This is a genomic window from Vibrio sp. 10N.247.311.47, assembly GCF_041467535.1.
Taxonomy (GTDB): Bacteria; Pseudomonadota; Gammaproteobacteria; order Enterobacterales; family Vibrionaceae; genus Vibrio; species Vibrio crassostreae_C.
On record NZ_JBFSUR010000104.1, the window covers coordinates 1 to 1,372 of the forward strand.

The 1,372-nt window shown below is 53.2% G+C and carries 2 protein-coding genes; both read left to right on the forward strand.

Annotation, left to right across the window (positions count from 1 at the left end):
- The first annotated feature begins 121 nt into the window (after nt 1-121).
- Nucleotides 122-355, forward strand: a complete 234-nt coding sequence (locus AB6E51_RS24420) for a hypothetical protein (protein WP_017110287.1) — start codon at nt 122-124, stop codon at nt 353-355.
- A 95-nt stretch (nt 356-450) separates the two neighbouring features.
- Nucleotides 451-1,372 (forward strand): DNA topoisomerase (locus AB6E51_RS24425; protein ID WP_372140314.1); only part of this gene is annotated, 922 nt, incomplete at its 3' end.

Genomic DNA, 1,372 nt, shown 5'->3' on the forward strand with positions numbered 1-1,372 from the left:
CGGCTTCGTTAATTACCATCATGGCGCAGCGTGTGGATGCGGTGTTATTAAAAAAGCCGCAACAGTCAGGGGCGCATAATAACCCTGCTTCTCAACCCGATATTTAAAAGGTGGGTGAGAGATGAGAGGAGTGAATTTATCTAACGCCATTGCGGCGCTTCGATTTCGTGTACGGTCGCGCCGAAGTGGTGACGCAGACCAACGCGCTCAAGCGGAGCTCGGCGTCAAAGCGCAAGAGCCATTTTGTTCGCAAGTGCAGCAGGCTTTAATTGGCAACCGTGAAGGCATGACGCTCAGTAAGGTCACGCCTGGTTGGGTGAAACAGCAACTTGCCAGCAAGGTGACCACATCATGATGGGTGACTTGTTATTGGGTCAGCGTTTTCTTTATCAAGAAGGCGCTCTAAATGTGACGCGGTCACCTTATTTGTGCGTCGGTTGGAGGTAAACCATGCGTGTGTTTTTATGTGAAAAACCGTCCCAAGGACGTGATATTGCCAAGGTACTTGGCTGCCATGAAAAAAGAGAGGGGGCGCTGCGCGGTCAAGGTGTGGTCGTGACCTGGGGATTTGGTCATATTCTGTCTCAAGCCGACCCGGAGCATTATGACCCCGCATTAAAAGCTTGGTCTTATGACACGCTCCCTATCGTGCCATCGACCTGGCAAATGGTCGTGCCACCGGACAAGAAGAAACAGTTCAATGTCATCAAAAAGCTACTGGCCAGTGCGACAGAGGTGGTGATAGCCACCGATGCCGACCGTGAAGGGGAGGTGATTGCTCGTGAGATTTTAGAGTTTGTGGGTTACCAAGGCCAAGTCTCTCGACTTTGGCTCAGCGCCTTAGACGAAGCCAGCATTCGCAAAGGTCTGGATAATCTCAAACCCGGCAGTGAAACCGAATCGCTCTATTGGGCGGGGCTTGGCCGCAGTCAAGCCGACTGGTTGTTGGGTATGAACCTAACGCGGCTTTGCTCTCTAGTGGGACGGGAAGCCGGTTATCGCGGCGCTTTATCGGTGGGCCGCGTCCAAACGCCCACCTTACGGTTGGTGGTTGAGCGAGACTTGGCCATCGCTCACTTTGTCTCTAAACCGTTTTATGACGTCGTCGGTGACGCAGGATTCTCGTCTAAATGGCAAGTGCCAGAAGCGCAAGGTGATGAATCGGGGCGCTGTTTGTCTCGTGAGGGAGCTGAGCGTGTGGCTCGGGATTGTCAGGGACAAGTGGCGACTGTCGCCGTGTTTGATACCAAACGCCAAAAAGCCAAACATCCTGCGCTGTTTTTCTTGGGCTCTCTGCAGAAGGCCATGTCGGCTCAGTTCGGTTACACCGCGCAGCAAGTGCTCGATACGGCGCAAGCCTTGTATGAAAAAC